This window comes from Brasilonema angustatum (assembly GCF_059505445.1).
Window position 1 is genome coordinate 46428 of the sequence record NZ_JCACKO010000006.1, and the last position, 16761, is coordinate 63188.

General features: G+C 40.1%; 18 protein-coding genes and 1 pseudogene. 5 read left to right on the forward strand and 14 right to left on the reverse strand.

What is annotated here, in order from left to right; genetic code table 11:
- Window positions 1-50: 50 nt before the first annotated feature.
- The 5 genes and pseudogenes from AC5JM2_RS01430 to AC5JM2_RS01450 form a co-directional block, all read right to left on the reverse strand.
- Window positions 51-428 carry a Nif11-like leader peptide family natural product precursor gene (locus tag AC5JM2_RS01430; RefSeq protein ID WP_495833125.1) on the reverse strand — a complete coding sequence of 126 codons (378 nt, stop codon included), beginning with the start codon at window positions 426-428 and terminating at the stop codon, window positions 51-53.
- A gap of 469 nt (window positions 429-897) precedes the next feature.
- Window positions 898-2214: an amino acid permease gene (locus tag AC5JM2_RS01435; protein WP_495833126.1), complete on the reverse strand. Its 1317-nt coding sequence runs from the start codon at window positions 2212-2214 to the stop codon at window positions 898-900.
- A 149-nt stretch (window positions 2215-2363) separates the two neighbouring features.
- Window positions 2364-2984 (reverse strand): GDSL-type esterase/lipase family protein, encoded by a 621-nt coding sequence (locus tag AC5JM2_RS01440; protein WP_495833127.1) that lies wholly within the window; start codon window positions 2982-2984, stop codon window positions 2364-2366.
- A 61-nt stretch (window positions 2985-3045) separates the two neighbouring features.
- On the reverse strand, window positions 3046-3660 hold the full coding sequence (locus tag AC5JM2_RS01445; protein WP_495833128.1) for a glutathione S-transferase family protein: 615 nt from the start codon (window positions 3658-3660) through the stop codon (window positions 3046-3048).
- A gap of 273 nt (window positions 3661-3933) precedes the next feature.
- A pseudogene (locus AC5JM2_RS01450) lies at window positions 3934-4158 on the reverse strand (amino acid ABC transporter ATP-binding protein); the annotation flags it as partial.
- Between the two features lie 516 nt (window positions 4159-4674).
- Here AC5JM2_RS01450 and AC5JM2_RS01455 point away from each other — a divergent pair.
- Window positions 4675-5181, forward strand: coding sequence for a sterol desaturase family protein (locus tag AC5JM2_RS01455; RefSeq protein ID WP_495833129.1), 507 nt, complete (start codon window positions 4675-4677; stop codon window positions 5179-5181).
- A 16-nt stretch (window positions 5182-5197) separates the two neighbouring features.
- Here the strand turns inward: AC5JM2_RS01455 and AC5JM2_RS01460 are convergent, their stop codons facing one another.
- Window positions 5198-5938 carry an amino acid ABC transporter ATP-binding protein gene (locus AC5JM2_RS01460; RefSeq protein ID WP_495833130.1) on the reverse strand — a complete coding sequence of 247 codons (741 nt, stop codon included), beginning with the start codon at window positions 5936-5938 and terminating at the stop codon, window positions 5198-5200.
- 98 nt (window positions 5939-6036) lie between these two features.
- Window positions 6037-7722, reverse strand: a complete 1686-nt coding sequence (locus tag AC5JM2_RS01465) for a mechanosensitive ion channel family protein (RefSeq protein WP_495833131.1) — start codon at window positions 7720-7722, stop codon at window positions 6037-6039.
- A 607-nt stretch (window positions 7723-8329) separates the two neighbouring features.
- Here AC5JM2_RS01465 and AC5JM2_RS01470 point away from each other — a divergent pair.
- Complete coding sequence (locus AC5JM2_RS01470; RefSeq protein WP_495833132.1) at window positions 8330-9223, forward strand: hypothetical protein; 894 nt, start codon at window positions 8330-8332, stop codon at window positions 9221-9223.
- A 237-nt stretch (window positions 9224-9460) separates the two neighbouring features.
- Here AC5JM2_RS01470 and AC5JM2_RS01475 read toward each other — a convergent pair whose 3' ends face one another.
- The 3 genes from AC5JM2_RS01475 to AC5JM2_RS01485 form a co-directional block, all read right to left on the reverse strand.
- Window positions 9461-10495, reverse strand: coding sequence for an amino acid ABC transporter permease (locus AC5JM2_RS01475; protein ID WP_495833133.1), 1035 nt, complete (start codon window positions 10493-10495; stop codon window positions 9461-9463).
- Between the two features lie 10 nt (window positions 10496-10505).
- A complete protein-coding gene (locus tag AC5JM2_RS01480; protein ID WP_495833134.1) occupies window positions 10506-11423 on the reverse strand; it encodes an amino acid ABC transporter permease in 918 nt (305 codons plus the stop codon).
- A 102-nt stretch (window positions 11424-11525) separates the two neighbouring features.
- Window positions 11526-12569 (reverse strand): amino acid ABC transporter substrate-binding protein, encoded by a 1044-nt coding sequence (locus tag AC5JM2_RS01485; RefSeq protein ID WP_495833135.1) that lies wholly within the window; start codon window positions 12567-12569, stop codon window positions 11526-11528.
- 113 nt (window positions 12570-12682) lie between these two features.
- Here AC5JM2_RS01485 and AC5JM2_RS01490 point away from each other — a divergent pair, with 113 nt between their 5' ends.
- The 3 genes from AC5JM2_RS01490 to AC5JM2_RS01500 all read left to right on the forward strand — a co-directional run bounded on the left by AC5JM2_RS01490 (window position 12683) and on the right by AC5JM2_RS01500 (window position 13863).
- Complete coding sequence (locus AC5JM2_RS01490; RefSeq protein ID WP_495833136.1) at window positions 12683-12793, forward strand: element excision factor XisH family protein; 111 nt, start codon at window positions 12683-12685, stop codon at window positions 12791-12793.
- A 240-nt stretch (window positions 12794-13033) separates the two neighbouring features.
- Window positions 13034-13357, forward strand: a complete 324-nt coding sequence (locus tag AC5JM2_RS01495) for a GNAT family N-acetyltransferase (protein WP_495833137.1) — start codon at window positions 13034-13036, stop codon at window positions 13355-13357.
- A gap of 170 nt (window positions 13358-13527) precedes the next feature.
- Window positions 13528-13863 carry a XisI protein gene (locus AC5JM2_RS01500; RefSeq protein WP_495833138.1) on the forward strand — a complete coding sequence of 112 codons (336 nt, stop codon included), beginning with the start codon at window positions 13528-13530 and terminating at the stop codon, window positions 13861-13863.
- A gap of 74 nt (window positions 13864-13937) precedes the next feature.
- Here the strand turns inward: AC5JM2_RS01500 and AC5JM2_RS01505 are convergent, their stop codons facing one another.
- From AC5JM2_RS01505 to AC5JM2_RS01520, 4 genes are all read right to left on the reverse strand, one after another.
- Window positions 13938-14642: a haloacid dehalogenase type II gene (locus AC5JM2_RS01505; protein WP_495833139.1), complete on the reverse strand. Its 705-nt coding sequence runs from the start codon at window positions 14640-14642 to the stop codon at window positions 13938-13940.
- A gap of 12 nt (window positions 14643-14654) precedes the next feature.
- On the reverse strand, window positions 14655-14792 hold the full coding sequence (locus AC5JM2_RS01510; RefSeq protein WP_495833140.1) for a hypothetical protein: 138 nt from the start codon (window positions 14790-14792) through the stop codon (window positions 14655-14657).
- 321 nt (window positions 14793-15113) lie between these two features.
- Window positions 15114-15812, reverse strand: a complete 699-nt coding sequence (locus AC5JM2_RS01515) for a class I SAM-dependent methyltransferase (RefSeq protein WP_495833141.1) — start codon at window positions 15810-15812, stop codon at window positions 15114-15116.
- A gap of 238 nt (window positions 15813-16050) precedes the next feature.
- A complete protein-coding gene (locus AC5JM2_RS01520; RefSeq protein ID WP_495833142.1) occupies window positions 16051-16758 on the reverse strand; it encodes a rhomboid family intramembrane serine protease in 708 nt (235 codons plus the stop codon).
- Window positions 16759-16761 lie beyond the last annotated feature (3 nt).

The following is a 16761-nucleotide window of genomic DNA, read 5'->3' on the forward strand; positions in this document are numbered from 1 at the left end:
GATGCAGGTAAGTCCGTCCCAAAAAACACAAGCTTATTGCTCAAGCTTCCTTAGAGTTCTTCTTTCGATACGACAACTCCATACATTGGCTGATAAATGGGCGGCTTAGTGGGTGGCCACTTAATGGGCTTAGTAGGTGGCAACTTAGTGGGTGGTTCATAAATGATTCCATACAGTGGCTGTGCCATAATTCCACCAAAAACAGTTGCCAATTCTTTTTCGTCTAAATCTGCCAGTTCGTCCTCATCAGCACTTAACTCCAAAAGTTCGGCTGTATATTCTTTTAACTCTTCTTGGGTGAAGTCATAGCCAGCACTTTTGACCGTTTGGCTACATTCATCTTTACTATTAACCCCTTGAATTTGGGTACGAAAAGCTTCGTCGCTTCCTAGTCTTTCGTAGAATGCTTGGACGTCTTCTAGAGACATAATTTCTCCTGGGATTACTGAAATTACAACTAGTGTCATCAGGCAAAACAGAGATACGCTCATAACATCTGGTTTTGAGCTTTCAAAAACTCGACAGATATTTCTGCCATATTGCACTAGTAGTTTTGCTTAAACAAGCGTCAACTTTAGTACTGCATCGCTTTTTCTCTCTTGGTTAGTTATATAGAGTACTAGAGCAGTAAAATCACTGACTGAGTAATCTTCTCACCTCAACAGTTTCAATTCAAAATGTCTTAATAATTTTTCAATTTTTGCCTGCGTAGAAGGAGCTAATATCAGGTTAGTTTGATTACCTATGATTCTGGGGATAGGGTACCACAGGCGGGTGATGTTCTTCGTTTGTTATAAGTGTTCATTGGGAAAGGATATGACGCGCTGAGTACAGCCTGTCCAATAGGACATAGGGACGAGACAGAGGGTTTAAAAGAGTTTTTGCGTAAGTCCTAAATCAGTATCCAAACGAAACCCACATTGACACCACCTGTTTCCCAATCACAACCAACGCAACGCCAATCATTACAATCAGCGTCACTTTACCACCAGGAACAAGCGGTTGACTCATGCTATTTGATTGTTCCTGCTCTTGACGTTGCTTCCAAGTCATCAATGCCGGAATAATTCCACCTAAAACTGAAATACTGAACGTTCCAGCATAGTCTAGAGCAGCCAAGAAGATGCTAGGATTAAGCGCCCCAAGACTCATAGGCGGAAAAAGAATCAGTGAAAAAAGCGGTAGACGTTTAGCAGGCTGATTAGATGCTGAAATATCTTTGAACAAATCCAGCAAGCCATACACAAATCCAATGAATGATGTGACAATTGCAAACTCAGAGAAAACGGACACTAACACTGCTAACCATTCTCCTGCACCACCATCACGCAGAATTTGCAGTGGATCAAAAACAGTTCCGCCACCAGAAGTGCCTTGTTGCATATCAGTGCTGACGCTTCCCAAAATCACGGCATTCCAAGCCAAGAACATGATTAAGGGAATCGCAGAACCAATGAAGATGGACTGACGTATTTTACGGACATCACCTTCGAGTTGAGTGACAACTGTTGGCACAACGTTACTGTAAAAGAGCGCCACAAACATCACTGAAACGGCTGCAGGAAGTGCACTCCAATCTTGAAATGAGAAAGAGGAAGTCTTAAGCTGCGTTGCTGCCAACACTAATAGTCCAACAAATGAAGCAAGGACAATTGCCACAAACGCGCTGTTCAATTTTTCTACAAATCTTTCTCGCCCAAGATACATAATGCCACCAAACAAGAGAGTAAACGTTGTTGTCCCCACACTCGCAGGCAGATTATTCTGCACACCTAACACTTTTTCAACAGCAGATCTTAAAATTTCTCCACCTTGGCTGACATAAGCCACAAGCAAGGCATAGTGCAAGAACAGATACGCACCACCAGCAAAGCGCGCACCCAGCTTCCCAAGCGTCCTCTCAACCATCACCAACAAACCTGAACCCGAACTGCCGACAACACGCATTGTGTTTAAAGTCACCTCTGCAATCAGAAGACCTGAAACTAAAGTGTAGAGCCAAACAGCAACAAGCAGAACAGTTGATGGTACAACACCAGATGGCAGAGTTACCGCAGGTAATGCGAGGATACCAGCACCAACTGTCGTTCCAGCGACAAGTGCAGTACTTCCTAAAACACTACCTGGTTGATGATTGAGTTTGTTTCCATAGAGTTCAAGGTTAGAAAATAGTCGAGTGACTTGTGAGGTATCCGAGTTGAGAACTGCCTTCATATCGGTCTTGTTAAAGTACGCGCATTCTGAAACAATTTGTAACTTAACATAAATTAATGTAAATTATTTTAGCAAAAACAGTTATTTTTATCACCCTGGTGCTTGTTATCACTGCTATTTTCAAAGGCTATGCTGTTTGACGAGATGTTTTATAGATCAAACCAATTTAACCAACCGTCCCAACTTTGCACGATTTCTGCAAATTTTGCATAACCACCTGCTCTGGGATGAGCACCATCATTGGCTCTCGCTTCATCTTGCCAAATCTTTGACTTTTGCAAAATAGGAAAAATATCTAGATAAGGTATATTGAGTTGATCACAAACCACAGCAAACTGTTTAGATAAATTCACTATTCTGTGATCTCTTCCATCTTGTTCTTCATCTGCACATGGTGGTGGACCAACCATTAAAATAGGATACAACTGTTTAGCTGTACTCAAAATACTGCGGACATTTTCTATTGATTCTGCTAATTCAACACGAGGTTTACCATTTACCAGTGTTGTATCATTCACTCCAAAAGAAAATACAACTCTGCCATCATACTCTTTTGGTAAACGATAAGAAACTTCTTTTAACCAACGTTGTCTTAGCTGTGTACTCGTTTCCCGCCTAACTCCTAAATTATAGAAGGTGATATCATAGCCTTTTCTCGTGGCATCAACACAGATTCTTCCAGTCCATCCAAGAAACTCAGGATCACCAGTACCGTTGACAAATGATTCGCCAAGGAAACAAATCCTGATTTGTGGTCGATATTTTGACATAACTCAATCGAAATTCTGTCTTTATTCTTTTTGCATTGTCTGCATTTAAGTTGCGAGTACCTCAAGTTTTTCTAGGAATAGTTGACTTGACTGACTCACGCTCGTGTAATCTCTCAAACCATTCTCTCAAATAAGGGTACTGAAGAAGCCAATCCTCATTTAAGCGCAGGCTGTAATAACCCAGAGAACATAACGCTGCTACGTCTGCTGCAGTCCAACTTTCGCCGCCTAACAAATATTTAGCAGATCGCAGTTGTTCTTCAAAAATTGGTAAAAGGCGATTAATTAATGTTTCATATTTTGTCCGATAATAATTAGGAGCTATATCGCCCGTCAAGTTTAATACCCACAGATTGATAACATTATCACCTAAAGTATCTGCTAGTTCTTCCCATTTACGAGACTCAAGTTTTTGACGAGGAGCGCTTGGATAAAAATTTGGTTGTGGATAAGTTTCGTCTAGATACTCTGCAATTAGTGTTGAATCCCAAATAGCTGTGCCGTCTTCATCCACAAAAACAGGTACTTTAGCAATGGGATAATTTTTGATAAATTCAGGGGGTTTATTAAGTAAATTAACTTCAATTAGTTCGCAGTTCAAATTTTTCTCTGCCAACAGTATTCTGATCTTTCGAGAAAAGTTTGATTGCTGATGATAATATAACGTTCTCTTCATAAGATTTATTTTTGCTCGAATTTGTGTCTAAGATCAATTTACATTCAAGCAGCATAGAAAAGAGCTTCAAGAATAAAGTTATACAAAATCAACAAATAAATAACACACTATAACGTGAGATTACTGAGAACATCATGGAGGCGATGCTCCAGCAGGGTTACGGCGATATTTTCACATTTTTTAACAGAAGGGCAAAAAGCTGGTTGCGTCTGCTACGTCTGTTAAGACTACGTTTCTTACACTTGCTTGTGTTTCAATGATATTGAGGTTTTGTTAAAGAATTTGAGATAAGAATTTGCGAGTGCGATCGTGTTTTGGGTTTTGAAAGAAAATACTTGGTGTGGCTTCCTCTATAATTGTACCGCTATCCATTAAAATTACGCGGTCAGCAGCTTCGCGAGCAAATCCAACTTCATGGGTGACAACAACCATTGTCATACCATCAGCAGCAAGGGTTTTGATAACATCCAAAACCTCTCGCACCATCTCCGGATCTAAAAAGGCATTTACCCACGAGGAAACTTTAACCGAAATTTGTGCAAATTTTAACTTAACTTTTACTCTTAGTATCTTACTCTATCTAAGGAATTAAGAAATAATACTAATTCTAAGTCAATACCTCTGTTTTCCATGACTCCGCGTTCGCAAAACGTATACTTCGTGCATAGGCTGACAAGTCTCGTATAGCCGCACTGTGCCAGGGTTAAGAGAGGGTTATGAAAGCGGATTTAGTATAACTATGATAAACTACGGAAAGCTAATCAATATTTAGATATATGCAGCACAATCAATAAATGTTCCACAAAACAAATCAGTCTAAAACTGTCATTCAAAGCAAAATCAACAGAGCCTAAGAATTCCAGTCGAGAACGAGAATCCTTGTAAAGTGCTTCACGAGGTTAAACTGTGTCTTTTTATAGCTTAGAAAAATTATTTTCTAAGTGATGATATTTAGAAAATAGACTCAGCTTGTTTTTTCTGTCGTGGTTTTTACTAAAATTTGAGGATGAAACAATGTTTAAGGCGATCGCGTGTGCTTGGATACTCCTTGTTATTGGTGACTTCCTTTCTACTTTTTGCTATCACGTACCTGAACACGTTTTTGGTATCCTTCACTTACGAACTCACCACTCCTACAAGAAGAGCTTTCGCCATTATGCCATCCTAACTTTCAATTCCCAAGTTCTTCTGGATGGTATTCTGGGTGCTTTACCTTACTTACTCGTAGCAGCAGTTTTATGGTCTTTTTCCCCGATTGGTGTTGTGTGTGGGCTACTGTTTGGTCAGTTTCATGTATGGTGGAGACACACGACTACCTTGGGTTGGCAAACTCCAAAGTTAGTAGAGATTTTATGCCGAATTCTGTTCCTCACGACTCCAGAAAGACATTGGGAACATCACCAAAAAACCAACCAGGGTTATGGCGATATTTTCACATTTTTTGAACAGCCAGCGAAAGGCTGGTTGCGTTTGTTACGTCTGTTTAGGTTGCGTTTCTCGCACTTGGTTGTGTCTCAATAGTATGTTTGAGGTTTTGTTAAAGAATTTGAGATAAGAACTTGCGAGTGCGATCGTGCTTGGGATTTTGAAAGAAAATATTTGGTGTGGCTTCCTCTACAATCGTACCGCTATCCATTAAAATCACACGGTCAGCAGCTTCGCGAGCAAATCCAACTTCATGGGTGACAACAACCATTGTCATACCATCAGCAGCAAGGGTTTTGATAACATCCAAAACCTCTCGCACCATCTCCGGATCTAAAGCGGAAGTGGGTTCATCAAAAAGCATAACTTTAGGCTGCATAGCTAAAGCTCTGGCAATGGCTACCCGTTGCTGCTGTCCACCTGACAATTGTCCTGGATATTTCTGTGCTTGTTCCAAAATTCCCACTCGTTCTAGCAACTGCATAGCCGTTTCTTCTGCTTTGACTTTCGTCCACTTGCGCACCCAAGTTGGTGCCAAAGTGATATTTTGCAACACACTCAAATGAGGAAACAAGTTAAACTGTTGAAACACCATCCCCACTTCTCGCCGAATTGCTTCTATATTTTTTAGGTCATTTGTGAGGTCAATTCCATCAATTTCAATTTGTCCCTGTTGATATTCTTCTAAAGCATTAAAGGTGCGAATAAAAGTCGATTTTCCTGAACCTGAAGGTCCCATAAGTACTACGACTTCTCCACGATTGACACTTAGGCTAACCCCTTGGAGAACATGAAAATTTCCATACCACTTATGGATATCTTGGGCAATAAGAATGGGCTTTTGTTGATTCATAATTATCAGTCATTAATCATTGATCATTAGTTAGGAGTTTTCACCCCACTTGTTCACTTTCTCACTTTTGTTATGAGTCATGATATTTGAGCCGACGCTCACTTCTGTGAGTCGGGTTCATTGAAGCCATTACTTGGAGAAGAAATTTTAAAACCGGGTGCTGTGTAGTCTTGAGAAAGATAGTTTTCCGGAATGGCAATCTGATTGCCATCTCGAATAGCATAGTATTGAGGCGAGAGGATTTCAATGCCTGCTTCGTTACACTTGTCTTGGATATTCTGATGCAATTCGGAGTAGATTCTTGCCATGATGTGGGGTTTTTTAGTGTGGGCATTCAACTCATAGCTAACATAGAAATCATCTAAACTGGTTTGTAACACGAACGGTGTAGGATCTTTCAAGATGTGTTGAGTGGCAAGAGCTGCGTTAATTAAGACTTCGTGGATTTTTCGCCAGGGTATATCATAACCCAGTGTTAATTTTGTGTGCAAAATAAGCGGTGTGTCGGAGTCTTGAATCAAGGCGCTATAGTTAGTCACCTGGCTATTGAGAACTGTTGAATTGGGAATTGTGATCACCACATTCTTGACAGTACGAATCCGCGTTACCAGAAGTGTCTTTTCTGCAACATCTCCAATAGCATCGCCAATTTTGACGCGATTACCAACCTGAAACGATCGCGTGTAAATGAGAATTACGCCAGCAACAATGTTTGCAACCGCAGCGGAAGAACCAAGTGACAACAAAAGCCCCAGAAAAATAGATATACCTTGAAATGCAGGAGATTTTGATCCAGGTAGATAAGGAAACGCCACCACCGCTGCCAAGGCGATAATCAAAAATGTTGCTAACTTGTAGGTGGGTTCTGCCCACTCTGGATAAAACCAGGGAAAAGTCCTATCCCTGCCTAAGGCTTTGAGAACCAGCCGGGTAAAGCGAAGGATATAGTAGGTAACAACAATAATCACAGCAATCATCAAGAAGTTAGGGAGATTGGCTAAAAAACTCTCCCAAGTATTCTTAACAGCAACAAGCAGGTTGTTAACTATAACGGCTTCCAATCCCCTTGTCCAAGGGAAGAAGCTGATAACCAGTGTGAAATAAACTGCTAGAATACCTAGCCACAGAGCCAAGCGGACTAACTCAACGAAGCGAGTCAGTACAGAGGAAACCTGAGCTTCAGATAGCAACTCAAAATTGTCGATTCTCACTGCTGGAACTGTTTGTTCATGATGATTAAGTCTGGCAAAAATTCGGGCAAAGCCCTGATTAAGTAATTTTAATAAAATTAATAAAGTAATCGTGGCAATGACGCTATAAAAAACTCCAAACAAGATGTACTTTAAGCTATGTTCTTGCCTGTATTTCTTAATCACAGTTTGAATTTTGCTAGTATACTCACGGGCAAGTTCTTGCTTGGGTTTGCCTGCGGCTTTAGCATCTGCCTCTGTAACTGTAAAAAGTACCTTCTCTCCTGCTAATATATTTACAGTATTTTCTTGTTCCTCAGTCTTCAGCGCCGTAAGTGGAATAGATACATCCTCAGCAAGCACTTGCAGTCTAGTGTTAACTGCTTGCGATCGCTCTGCTGCTGAGAATGATCCAACACGTTCCTGGATTACGAAAATTTGATCGTCCCCCAGAACTACAGGAGTTCCATCGACTGGATTACCACTTGTAGAATTTGTTTGAGAATAGGCAAAGGGTACTGCTGTAATCGTCACAAATACTGCCAGGACTAAGGAAATGAATTCATTTAACTGCTTTTTCAAGCTAATTCTCATTCTTTTTTGCAAATTATTTAGAGGAAGTTTATAAAGTAATATAACTCTAAATAAACACAGGGAACAGAAAACAGGGTAGAAGGGGGATGGTGTTTCTTTTTTCTTTCATATGTTGCTAGCACGTAGCGGCGCTAGTGAGAAGGCTCTCAACAAACATATTAGGTGAAGTGAAAAATGGGGATAAGCTTTCAGCCAAAAGCTTGAGCTTTTTTCTTTAATAATTCAAGCTGATACTTGAGAGCTACTAAGCGTTGCGTTTCGTCTGAGTTCTTGTCGATGTACTCTAGTATCTTAGTCATATTTTCGTAGTTTAAAGCTCATTTAATATCTTTTTATCAGAAAATATATAGATTTATGAAATGTCTAGTATCGCTGTTGTATTTTGTTATAGTCTATTATACGTTTTGACCCTTGGACTGACTAGATCTCGCCTACCTTTAGTGTAAATACCAGTTATTAAGTCTTGCGTGTTTTCATTCTTATTTGTACCCCCTGAACGCTTACAATAAATTTTATCGCAACCTAACCAGTGGTCACGCACACTTACTACTGTGAGGTAGGATATCAAATACCCACTCGCTGGGAAAATTAATGAAATGGCAACAAAATGACAGTAATGATGAACAAATTAAAATACTTTACCATGTTAGCTTTATGTGTCGTTTTTATGGGCGAAGCGACTATAAATATTTCTGCCCAGGCTGCTGGAAGTAAAGTTTTATTAACGGCTGAAAACCAATCTCTCAGCCAATCGGATATTGATCAAGTTATCGCTTTTTACGAATGGGCATTTGCAGCAAAATTCACTAGCAAACAGCGCAGTGAATATCAGTCAATCAAGTTAAATGAATATAGCAAAGATCCAGCAGGAACCAGAAAAAGCATTGACAATCTAATTTCTAATTATACAAAAGTTCGTGCTAAGAATGAAGAGGAACAAAGCCAAGTTCGGCAAGCATTTAACAAAGAATATATTGGGCAATTGCGAAATTTGCCGGATGATGCGGAAGCTAAACTTTTACTGTCTGTTTACAACAGCGCACACACGGGCGAAACCGCTTCAAATAATGCGGATGATTCATCTGGCAGCGTTGGAGATATTTCGTCTATAGTTGGAAAATGGGTCTGGACGCGTACCGGAAGCAGTACTTACAGCACGGGTGGCGCATATATGGGTTCAAACGGTTCGCGTTTCACTTATCAATTTCAGCCGAACGGAACAGCCGAATTCACAGGAATTATGAACGTGATGAACGGCGGCTGCAACCAGCAAATTTTCCAATCTCGAAAAGGAAAAGTCCGTCTGAGCGGCAGTACAATGACAATTAACTGGTCTCCAGGAACTTTCACTCGTGACTTTTCGTGCGACAGAGCGAACAACTACAAGAAAACTTTGGCTGCTGAAAACGAAACTTATCAGGTGAAATTCAAAACCGATCTGGGTCAGAAACAGCTTTGTCTCAGGGGTAAAGACGAAACCTGTTACAGCCCGACAAAGTAGGCAAAATCACGATTTTTTATAACCCAAGTTGCGGGTTATCAATTACAGATTTGTCACAATTATGCGATAGCTTCGCGCTCTGCGCTCTGCGCCATCGCCCTTGGGGTGGCTTCCTGCTTACGCATCGCCCACAGCACGCACAGCGGTTGCGCGTAGGTGCAATTGTTTCATTTAGCATATACCCCTCCTACATTTCTGTTCTAGAGGGGATTTTATTGTTTAAAGTACTTTTTTGCATCACCGTTGATCCACACCCAATTCCTTTTCTAAGCGTCGAGAAGCTAGCGACATGGAATAGCAAAAGACCCAATAAATAAATGCAATGAATAAATAGACTTCTGCATAGCGAGCAATAAATTGAGGTTGAGCCAGGATAGCACGAGAAATTCCTGTTAATTCCAATAATCCAACAATTGATAACAAAGAAGTATCTTTAAACAAACCGATAAATTGACCAACAAGCGCTGGGATAACAGCACGTAGCGCTTGGGGAAGAACAATGAGTAATACTGTTAAAGGAGCATTCAACCCCAGTACTTTGGCAGCTTCAATTTGTCCGCGTGGAACTGATTGAAGACCACCACGTACATTTTCGGCTAAATAAGCAGCACTAAAGAAAATTAAACCAGCAATTCCTCTTAAAACTCTGTCTAAACGGTATTCTACTGGTAGAAATAAGGATAACATCACTTGAGCAAAGAACAAAACTCCAATCAGTGGTAGTCCTCGGATAATTTCAATGTAGAGGATACTAAACCAACGCACAACAGGTAGCTGACTTTGACGACCTAATGCTAATAAAACACCCAAAGGAAAAGAGAGAACAATACTAATTACCGCCATCACCAAAGTAAGCAGCAAACCATTCCACAAATTGCTTTCTACTGGTTGCAGTCCAAAACCTCCCCCAATCAGCCATAGGATAATTGGAAAAGAAAGCGCCCACCCAAGTGGTAACCAACTGTTCATTTGACGGGGTAAACGTTTCGTAAAAGTTCCCCATGACAAACCAAAAAGACCGAGGATAATAAACAGTGCTAGCCACAGTCGCCAGTAAAGTTGTTGTGGGAAACGACCAACAAAAAATAAAGATAAGTTGGCTGTGATGACTTGCCATTTTGCTTGAGTCAATATCCAAGTCAGGACAGCTTTGATACCAAAAAAAAGCAAAAAGAGACAGACAACAGTGAGAAGACTGTTGTACCAGTTGTTAAACAGATTTTTCTGTAGCCATTGTAGAATAGTAGGCTTTTGATTTTTAAAAGAACTCATTTGAAAAAACTCATCTTTCCTTGAGTTGCACGCTACGGTTTAACAAATTCATCCCTGAAGAGATGATCAGGCTAATGGTCAGATAGGTAACCATAATTAACAGAATAACTTCTACAGATCGACCTGTTTGGTTAAAAGTTGTGGAAGCCACAAAGTAAATATCAGGATAGCCGATCGCAATTGCTAAACTAGAATTCTTAGCTAAATTAAGATACTGACTGGTTAATGGTGGAATAATCAGCCGCAAAGCTTGGGGAAAAATCACTAGCCGTAAGATGAGATTCGGCTTAAAACCTAATGCTCGTGCTGCTTCCCATTGTCCTTTAGGAACTGATAAAATCCCCGCTCTGACAATTTCGGCGATGAAGGCACCAGTGTACAGCGTTAATCCTAGGATGAGTGTTGATAATTCAGAAGAAAGTTCTATTCCAAAAGGAAGGGTAACTCCTCGATTATTAATATTTATAAACCCAAGTAGGGAAATTTGATTTTCTGTTTTTGGCAAACTGAGGAAAACCGCAAAATACCAAAAGAACAATTGCAGAAGTAAAGGTGTGTTGCGTAAGATTTCGACATACACTAGAGCTAGCTGACGTACTAACCAATTATCCGATAGCCGCCCCACTCCCACAGTAATGCCAATAATTGTTGCCAGAATGATGCCAAAAACTATCACTCGCAGCGAGTTCACTAATCCAACTAATAAAGCACGGCTGTAGGAATCAGAAGATTTATAGGGAATGGGGGTTTCGCCAATATCGAAGGATGCTTGGAATTGTAAAAAATCAAATCCTAACTGCAGACCTAGCCGGTGGAGATTGTATATTAGGTTGTGCCATAGTATCATCACGATTATGGCAACTATGAACGCGGCTATCACCTGACCGAGAATAGGAAAAAACTTTCGGTTGCGCCAAATTGGAGTCATAGTCAAACAGTGAACAATGAACAGGGAACAGGGAACAGGGAACAGTAAACAAGGGGTGAACGAGTCCGTTTCCTACCTGATAACTGATAACTGATAACTTGTTTATCGAAAGGGTGGAGCGTAAAGAATACCACCTTGATTCCAAAGTTTGTTTGGACCACGTTCCAATTTCAACTCAGAGTTTTTCCCTAAATTACGTTCGTAAATTTCACCATAATTGCCGACGTTTTTGATAATATGAACTACGAAGTCGTTTGTTAAACCCATGCCTTTACCAAGGTTACCTTCTGTACCTAGCAAGCGCTTCACTTCTGGGTTATTACTGTTTGCTAATTGACCAACATTTTGGGAGTTGACTCCGAGTTCTTCAGCATTGATAAGAGCAAAAATTGTCCATCTCACCATATCAAACCACTTAGAATCTCCATTGACTACAGCAGGTGTAAGAGGTTCTTTTGACAGCACAGTATCTAAAACAACATGGTCATCCGGTTTAGATAGGGTGGTGCGACGGGAAACGAGTTGAGAACGGTCTGCAGTGACGCCTTCGCAGCGACCTTGCTCGTAGGTGGCAAAAACTGTGTTAGCATCTTCAAAGACCAAAGGCTTGTAGTTGATACCACGTTGCCGCATTTGGTCTGTCAGGTTTTGCTCGTTGGTGGTTCCTGTCCCGATACAGATAGATTTGCCCTTGAGGTCTTCTAGCTTCTGAATATTGCTATTTTTTTTCACCATTATGCCTTGACCGTCGTAAAATACCACGGCAGTAAATTTTATACCTACAGAAGTGTCTCGGCTCATACTCCAAGTGGTATTTCGGCTGAGGATATCTACTTCGCCCGTTTGCAAGGCTGTAAACCGTTCTTTGGAGTTTAAGTTGCGGAACTCTACTTTGTTGGGGTCATTAAAAATTGCTGCGGCGATCGCCCGACAAATATCCACATCCAGCCCTGCATATTCACCGTTAGACTTAACATAGCTAAATCCTGGCAATTGTCCGCTGACACCACAGATGAGCTTACCACGGCTTTTGATTGTATCCAACAGACTTCCACCACTTCCTCCCATCTGTCCAGCACAAGCATTCAGTGAAAAGACTAGAGGTAAAGTAGCTAGCAGTGATAACCCCCGTTTGAGCTTCAACATTTACCAATTTTTCCTCTGCTCAATAAAGACTAAGATACTTTATTGTTTACCAAATGGTTGCAGAGGTGAGCAGTTTATACTAAAAATGTTAGAGCAAGCTACTTAGGCTCTCTATGCCAGCTAAAGAAATTTACCATTATGCGGTGATAAACGCTCTGGAAAAAGAAAGTTGGAACATTACCGCATCAGATGATTTAAGCATTAATATAGATGAACCAAAGTAAGAAACCAAAAATCGCAACTTATGGAAAACTTAGAAAAAGATGGAAAACTTAGAAAAAGTAAGTTTAGAGAGTACAAGACTAATTCTCCAAGCGATTTCGCTGGAATACACAGAAGATGTGTTTAGGGAATTCACAAGCTAAATTACCACCTTTATGTATCCGAAACCAGCTGACAATATCAGTGAAACCGAGAAGGTCATCAAAGGTATGATTCAACAACGATAAAATAAAACTGACCTAGTGTTGGTAATTCTCAAGAAGAATACTTTGGAGTTTTTAGGAATTTGCTCCGTAGATCCTATTGATACTGAGACACCGGAGTTAGGAATTTGGATAAAAAAATCAGATCACGGTAATAGTTTTGGTAGAGAGGCAATTTATGCATTGAAAGACTGGGTGGATAAGAATTTGGAGTACAAATATCTTTCCTATCCTGTTGATAAAAGAAATATCCCCAGTCGGAAAATTCCGGAAAGTTTTGGGGGTAAAGTATTTCGCGAGTTTCAACAGACTAACAAGAGCGGTAATCTTCTCAATGAGGTTGAATACAGGATTTATAAATGAAAGACATGTCCTAAACTAAAACTAACGTCGTAAACGCTAAAAAAAAACATTATGAATATTGATCAACGCTCTTTTTCAGAATTATTTACTGAACCGATTGGTAAAATATTGATAGAAAATTAGCATCTTTGTTTACTCGTCTTTGATTCAGAACGAGAGATCATTCTACAATGGATACCTTAGAAAACTATCGCCAAATTATCCAAAAAGTATTAAGCGAATATGCTCAACTTCCTTACGCTTATGGGCAATTAGAAAGACAGTTAATCATTGATAAAAATGCCAATCATTATCTGCTGCTGACACTAGGCTGGGAAAATAAACAACGGGTGCATGGTTGTCTAGTTCATATTGATATTATCAACGATAAAATCTGGATTCAAAGAGACGGTACAGAATATGGTATAGCCAACGAACTCGTCAAAGCCGGAATTCCCAAAGCTCAAATTGTTCTGGGTTTCCAACCAGCCGATGTGAGAAAGTATACGGAATTTGCGGTTATTTAGCTTGTGAATTTAGAAACGCGTTCGTCAATATTCGCTCTGGACGAATGCGAACACGTGAAATTGATGATGACATTTCAAAAATTAATTTTTGCAGCCAGACTTTTCAAATCTGCTACTTCCAAATCTGGTTTCCCTTGAGCAGGTAAAGCAGCCCCTGAACCTTCTTGTCCTAATCTACGATTTACCCAAACTGTCGATAACCCAAGGGAATTTGCCGGAACAATGTCATGGTAGATACTACCAGCAACGTGCAGAATTTTTTCAGAGGGGATGCCAATTTTTGCGATGTGGGCGATCGCCACGTGAAAATTTTGCACAGAAGGTTTATAGCTTTTCACTTGCTGTGCAGTCACAATCTCATCAAATTCAACTTGCAGATGTTTTGCTGTCAAGGCAAACAAGTCATCATCAACGTTGGAAATAATTGCTAGTTTGAATCGCCGTTTCAATGTCTTAAGAGCTTCAACAGTATCAGCAAAAGGTTGCCAATCCTTGACAGAATCAGCAAGCGCATTTAATTCTTCAGAAGAAGGCGTAAATCCAAATTGTTCTCCAAATTTTTGCACAACCCCCTTGAGAACATCTTTGTATCTGCGGTACTCTCGTTGCTCAAGATTAGATTCAAAACGAGCAAACCACTCAAGGATTTCGTTCTCACTCAGTTGAATCTGATGAGACTGCAAAACTGGTTGCAACGCCTCCAGTACACCTTTTTCCCAATCAATCAAAGTTCCATAGCAGTCAAAGGTCAAGACTTCATATTGATTCAGGTTAATCATGGTTTATGCTCCCTAGCTCAATGCTTTGTCAGCTGAATTTTGTTTTTCTATTTCTTGCAGGTGTTCGACGAGTGCTTTACCATCTGTATTGTGATTTTGGGCGATTAGCTCTGCTGTTGACGCATCGCCTAAGCAAATTGCATTTACCAATTCTCGGTGCTGCTCTATGATGTCATCTAAATCTGGGTGCAGGGCATTGCAGGAAATGATGTTTTCTAGTCTTTGAGGGGTCTAAGTGCTTCTTATTGCGCATTTACAACTGTTTCAGGTACTTCAATCCATTTCCGCAAAGCCCTTCCTTCCGAGTTTTTGACTTCAGGACTTACGCAACTGGCACATTTTTCTTCAAACTGTCACAGGTCGAGAATTTGGCTATAACGTCTATAAATCAATGCTTACGAGCATTTACCTCAATTTGAAATATATGTGCCAGTTGACCTTATATTGTGACGCTTGCGTAAGTCCTAGACTTTACACTTTCCTAAAAAACCATTTTTGTCCATCTACTTTTACATCCAACTGCTGCACTTTCGCAAATTCACTGACAGCAGCAATAACTCCTCGCCAAGGTTCTGACCAATCATCACCAAACATAATTCCACCATGTGTTAATAACTGCCAATAATTTTTTAAGTCCTGATATACATCATGTTGGTCATGGCTGCTATCAATATAAATTAGGTCTGCTTTGATTTGATAATGTTCAAACCATTTAGCAGCAATATTACTCGTACTAGGGAATGGAACAATTCGGTCTTGAAATCCCTGGTGCATTACATTTGCTAGAAATTGATAATAAAGCGTAGGATAACCATGCTTTCGGAGGTTACTGAGTCCCAATTCTGGGTCTTCTTTATGGATAAGATGCTCCAGCCCTCCCAACCAAGTATCAATACAGACGATGGCAGTATCAATTCCTTTTTCTTTTAATAAACTTGCCATATGAATTGCAGAAGCACCTTTCCAAGTTCCCACTTCCAGAATCAACCTGGGTTGAACTGTGCTGATGAGCTTATCAAAAATAAGGTCAGTTGAACCCCACCCTTGCAGATTTAGTGGAATAGCTTGATAATCAAAATCTTCGTAAGGACTGACGGTATAAAGCCTGGTTAATAACGATTGTGCTAGTGCATAGCCCGACAAATTTAAGAAATCCGTTTTAGGAGACATCACAGATTTTTGTAGTGCACAACTGTACCATTATACGAAGTTGCCAAAGATAGTATTGTTACATTTTCCGTGGTATACGCGGACTAAATTCTGAAATCTCCATCACTATTTTTGCATAAACGACTTGTACAGGGATTACTGCCAGGTCTATTTTTTGACTCTAAACGTCAAATTGTAGATTGTCGATTGTTGACAATCTACAACTGAAATTAAGCTTATTTTGTGGAAGTCCTTGTCACTAAAATCTTTGCAGTAGCTTGATAAACGCAACACCAATAAACAACCCCGAAAATTGCGCCAAATAACCAACACTTATGGGGTTAACGCCACCAGGAATATTCAAACTCCCAATTCCGTAAGAAATCTGCTGCACAAACCACCAACATAAATAGAAATAAGCTGGTACTTGTATGGGAAAAAACACAATCAAAAGGGGCAGAATAGTGTCAATTTTTGCTTTAGGAAACTTAAGCACATAAGCTCCTAAAATAGCTGTAATCGCCCCGTTAGCTCCAATCAATGGCACAGTCAAACTCGGTTCAGCTAGAATTTGTATGAACCCAGTAAGAATCCCAGAAACTAAGTAAAATACTAAAAATCGTCCGTATCCCAAAACACTTTCAATCGTTTTACCAAAAACCCACAAAAATATCAAATTCCCTAAAATTTGGCTAAAACTGCCATGAAGGAACATTCCCACAAGCAGTGAAGTCAAACCCTTCAGCACAACTATCCAAGCAGCTGGGTTTCCAGCAAGTGCATTTGCAAAAGCTGCACTGATTTGTGCGGGAACGACACCCCAGGCATTGACAAAACTGCCCAATGTACCACCAAGCTCAAGTGTCAGTTCCCATAAAAATAGACCAATGTTAATGCCAATAAGACAGTAAATAATTATTGGCTTTCTCCGTTTGAAAAAGAAAATGCGATCGCTAATAGGAATCATATC

What these genes read in the sequence shown, in the direction of transcription:
- AC5JM2_RS01445 (WP_495833128.1), bottom strand. Translation starts at nt 3,660, where the DNA reads ATGAAGAGAACGTTATATTATCATCAGCAATCAAACTTTTCTCGAAAG.
- AC5JM2_RS01490 (WP_495833136.1), top strand. Translation starts at nt 12,683, where the DNA reads ATGCCAGCTAAAGAAATTTACCATTATGCGGTGATAAACGCTCTGGAA.
- AC5JM2_RS01520 (WP_495833142.1), bottom strand. Translation starts at nt 16,758, where the DNA reads ATGATTCCTATTAGCGATCGCATTTTCTTTTTCAAACGGAGAAAGCCA.
- AC5JM2_RS01485 (WP_495833135.1), bottom strand. Translation starts at nt 12,569, where the DNA reads ATGTTGAAGCTCAAACGGGGGTTATCACTGCTAGCTACTTTACCTCTA.
- AC5JM2_RS01500 (WP_495833138.1), top strand. Translation starts at nt 13,528, where the DNA reads ATGGATACCTTAGAAAACTATCGCCAAATTATCCAAAAAGTATTAAGC.
- AC5JM2_RS01460 (WP_495833130.1), bottom strand. Translation starts at nt 5,938, where the DNA reads ATGAATCAACAAAAGCCCATTCTTATTGCCCAAGATATCCATAAGTGG.
- AC5JM2_RS01435 (WP_495833126.1), bottom strand. Translation starts at nt 2,214, where the DNA reads ATGAAGGCAGTTCTCAACTCGGATACCTCACAAGTCACTCGACTATTT.
- AC5JM2_RS01430 (WP_495833125.1), bottom strand. Translation starts at nt 428, where the DNA reads ATGTCTCTAGAAGACGTCCAAGCATTCTACGAAAGACTAGGAAGCGAC.
- AC5JM2_RS01505 (WP_495833139.1), bottom strand. Translation starts at nt 14,642, where the DNA reads ATGATTAACCTGAATCAATATGAAGTCTTGACCTTTGACTGCTATGGA.
- AC5JM2_RS01455 (WP_495833129.1), top strand. Translation starts at nt 4,675, where the DNA reads ATGTTTAAGGCGATCGCGTGTGCTTGGATACTCCTTGTTATTGGTGAC.
- AC5JM2_RS01440 (WP_495833127.1), bottom strand. Translation starts at nt 2,984, where the DNA reads ATGTCAAAATATCGACCACAAATCAGGATTTGTTTCCTTGGCGAATCA.
- AC5JM2_RS01465 (WP_495833131.1), bottom strand. Translation starts at nt 7,722, where the DNA reads ATGAGAATTAGCTTGAAAAAGCAGTTAAATGAATTCATTTCCTTAGTC.
- AC5JM2_RS01515 (WP_495833141.1), bottom strand. Translation starts at nt 15,812, where the DNA reads ATGTCTCCTAAAACGGATTTCTTAAATTTGTCGGGCTATGCACTAGCA.
- AC5JM2_RS01475 (WP_495833133.1), bottom strand. Translation starts at nt 10,495, where the DNA reads ATGAGTTCTTTTAAAAATCAAAAGCCTACTATTCTACAATGGCTACAG.
- AC5JM2_RS01470 (WP_495833132.1), top strand. Translation starts at nt 8,330, where the DNA reads ATGACAGTAATGATGAACAAATTAAAATACTTTACCATGTTAGCTTTA.
- AC5JM2_RS01480 (WP_495833134.1), bottom strand. Translation starts at nt 11,423, where the DNA reads ATGACTCCAATTTGGCGCAACCGAAAGTTTTTTCCTATTCTCGGTCAG.